Genomic DNA, 3,458 nt, shown 5'->3' with positions numbered 1-3,458 from the left:
TAAGGGTTATGTATAGTAAATAGTTATGTAAATTAACTGTGTCTATTCTTAAATTGCCAAAGATTCTTCTTGTTTTACTTTACATTATCACCAATATTTAAGTTAGGCATCTGCCTAATAAAATATTGGAGGTCTTAAGTGATGCAAAATGAAAAACTGCAGTCATACCAGGAGCTTACATCAGCAGTCGAGAAATATCTTAATAGTCTGTCATACTCCAAGGCAAGAATCGGAACTCTTCAAAAGGGTTGGGATCTGATTAAGCATTTTATGGATGGTCTCTACACCGAGTCCTATAATGCAATTGTGGGTGATGAATTCATAAGAAGTGTACTTGGGAGTAAAAACTATTCAGACCTTTGCAAGAGAGAAAAAGATCTGATTCGCAGCGCAAATATACTTACCGAATTTCTAACCACCGGTACGGTTAGATTTAGGTCAAAGCTGAAATTTTATGAGTTTAAAGGCGAAATCGGCGGTGTAATATTGCAATATTTAAATGATAGGAAATTAAGTGGGGCATCCGAAGATACAATCAATAACCATAAATTATATCTTCATAGGTTTTTGGGCTATTTGAATTCAAATCAAGTTTTATTGCTTGCGGATATGAATAAGAAGCATATCTTGGGATTTATTCACACCTTGGGTTTCTATTCCAAATCCACTATCCACTGTACACTTTGTACTATAAGATGTTTTCTCAGGTATTTATTCGAAAACCAATATGCGGAACATGATTTAGCCTATCTTGTGCCAAAAAGCAGTTACAGGAAGGAAGCCCATCTTCCGACAGTTTATACAAAAGATGAAGTTGAACGTCTTATAAGTGCTGTAGACAGAGGTAATCCAAAAGGAAAAAGAGATGTAGCCATGATCTTACTGGCGGCAAGGCTTGGATTGCGAGCTTCAGATATTTGCAGACTTAAATTTGAAAATATTCACTGGGAAACCAACACCATTCATTTAATTCAGAAGAAGACACAAGAAAAAATTGAGCTTCCACTTTTAACCGAAGTCGGAAACGCGATTATTGATTATCTTAAGTATGGTAGACCTGTATCGGATCTTCCATACATTTTCATCCGAGCTTCACAACCGTATGATAAGCTCGAAGAACCCACCCTGCATAGTATTGTTTCTTTCTATTTAAAACGAGCCGGTATAGATAATATTGCCAATAAGAAACATGGACCTCATGCCTTGCGTCATAGTCTTGCAGGAATTCTTTTGGAAAAGAAGACTCCCCTTCCTGTTATATCGGAAGTTCTTGGCCATACAAATACTGAAAGTACAAAAGCATACCTTAGAATAGACTTGGATTCCTTGCGGCAATGCGCTCTTGATGTTCTGCCATTGCAATCGCCCCATTACCAGGAGGTGATTGGTTGATGGAATTTTATGGTGTCAACGCCTCCCTTATTGAGCAATATATAGCATTTAAAAGGAGTCTGGGCTATGCCTTTACAGACACTTACATGTTCAAAATGTTTGACGAATTTACAATCAATGAAAAAGCTGCATCTATTGGTCTTACAAAAGAACTGGCTAGAAAGTGGGGAGAAAAGCGTCCGAACGAGTCAAATGTTAATAGATACAAAAGGGTAAATACCATTATTAACTTTTCCATTTATTTAAATGAGTTGGGTTATCATTCATATATTCCAAGGCAGATAAAAGGCTATAAAACTACTTTTACACCTTATATTTTTGCAAAAGTTGAACTTGAATCCTTTTTTACTGCATGTGATACCACAGAGGTTACACGTCAGTCTTCCATGCAGTATATTCTTCCCGTTATTTTCCGTTTAATTTATGGATGTGGCTTAAGAGTAAGTGAAGCAGTTAATTTGAAGCATGATGATGTAAACCTGGAAAAAGGTTTTATTATCATTCGAGAAACAAAAAATGGATGTGACCGTATTCTCCCAATGTCAGATTCCCTTACAACCGTTTGTACTCAATATAAGACAATATATCTGTCAGTACGCAAGCCTAGTATTTATTATTTCTCACAAAAGGATGGTCGTCCCTACTCACCGAACACAATATATAGATGGTTTCGAAAGATTCTTTGGAAAGCCGGCATTTCCCACGGTGGTAAAGGAAAAGGCCCCCGTGTTCATGACTTCAGACATTCGTTCAGTGTACATTCATTAGCGGAAATGTCACGTAAGGGACTAGACTTATACTATTCTCTTCCGATTCTATCCAAGTACCTTGGACATAATTCTTTAGAAGCCACGGATAAATATGTTAGGTTAACATCAGAAATGTACCCTGAATTGATACAAGATGTAAACAGCATTTGTTCTTTTGTATTTCCGGAGGTGGGATTACCATGAGACCAACGGACTTTTCGTATTATCTAACAGGCTTTTTATCGAAGTTTTTGCCAGGTGAAATCGGCGCAAGCCAAAACACTGTTGCTTCTTATAGAGATACCTTTATTCTTTTTCTCCGTTTTTTAAAAGACGAGAAAGAAATTTCCGCAGAACAATTGACTTTGGACATGATAACAAAAAATATAGTCATTGAATATTTGGATTGGACAGAGCATGACCGCAAATGTAGTATTTCAACAAGAAATGTAAGATTGGCCGCCTTGCATTCTTTTTTTAGATACCTTCAATATCAGAATCCCGAAAACCTATCAGAGTGGCAGAAGGTGCTGTCCATACCTGTTAAAAAAACCGAAAAGAAAACGGTCAATTACTTAACACTTGATGGAATCAAGCTTCTGTTAGACATGCCAGATCTAAATAAATCAGGCGGCAGAAGGGATCTTACATTACTGACGCTATTATACGATACTGGCGCAAGGGTACAGGAGATCATTGATTTAACACCGTCAATGGTTAGATTTGATAAACCTTACACCGTGAAACTTATTGGAAAAGGAAATAAGGCGAGGATCGTGCCTTTAATGGAGCCGACAGTTAAAATATTGAAGCAATATATGGAAGAACAAGGTCTACTGCGAACCTCTGCCAATTTATACCCCCTCTTTTTTAATAAGAGACAGGAAAAGTTAACACGGGCAGGGATCAATTATATTTTAAGCAAATATGTAAATTCCGCACGGGAGGAAAATAAAACATTAATACCGGACGCATTTACTTGTCATTGCCTTAGGCATTCAAAAGCAATGCATATGCTTCAGTCAGGAGTAAATCTCGTGTATATAAGAGATTTCCTTGGACATAGTTCCGTTCAAATAACAGAGATTTATGCCAAAACAGATTCAAAACAAAAACGTGAGGCCATTGAAAAGGCATATGTAGATGTAACACCTACTGAAGAGCCAATGTGGGAGAAAAATGAGGACCTGCTTACATGGTTAAAGAGTTTTAACAGATAAATATTATCCCTCATAATGTAAAGTAAATCTTGCATACAACTAGAACTTAGCTAAAGAAAAAGGATTTACTTTACATTTTATTTTACTATACATAACC

General features: G+C 36.7%; 3 protein-coding genes. All 3 read left to right on the top strand.

All coding sequences use genetic code 11. From position 1 onward, the window contains the following. Positions 1 to 141 precede the first annotated feature (141 nt). Genes AB1L08_RS21865 through AB1L08_RS21855 form a run of 3 tightly spaced genes read left to right on the top strand, consistent with a single transcriptional unit; the run spans position 142 to position 3,361 of the window. Positions 142 to 1,392 carry a site-specific integrase gene (locus AB1L08_RS21865; protein ID WP_413066700.1) on the top strand — a complete coding sequence of 417 codons (1,251 nt, stop codon included), beginning with the start codon at positions 142 to 144 and terminating at the stop codon, positions 1,390 to 1,392. Beyond that, the gene (locus AB1L08_RS21860) at positions 1,392 to 2,345 is read left to right on the top strand and encodes a tyrosine-type recombinase/integrase (RefSeq protein WP_413066701.1); all 954 of its coding nucleotides are present in this window, start codon (positions 1,392 to 1,394) and stop codon (positions 2,343 to 2,345) included. Before AB1L08_RS21865 ends, AB1L08_RS21860 begins: the two co-directional genes overlap by 1 nt. Next, the gene (locus AB1L08_RS21855; RefSeq protein ID WP_413066699.1) at positions 2,342 to 3,361 is read left to right on the top strand and encodes a site-specific integrase; all 1,020 of its coding nucleotides are present in this window, start codon (positions 2,342 to 2,344) and stop codon (positions 3,359 to 3,361) included. The genes AB1L08_RS21860 and AB1L08_RS21855 overlap by 4 nt, the downstream gene beginning before the upstream one ends. The last annotated feature ends 97 nt before the right edge of the window (positions 3,362 to 3,458 follow it).

Origin of the sequence: Siminovitchia jepli (genome assembly GCF_047228825.1) — a bacterium.
GTDB lineage: Bacteria > Bacillota > Bacilli > Bacillales > Bacillaceae_C > Siminovitchia.
The sequence above is the reverse complement of the archived record's forward strand: the minus strand, read 5'-3'. Positions and strand labels throughout refer to the sequence as shown.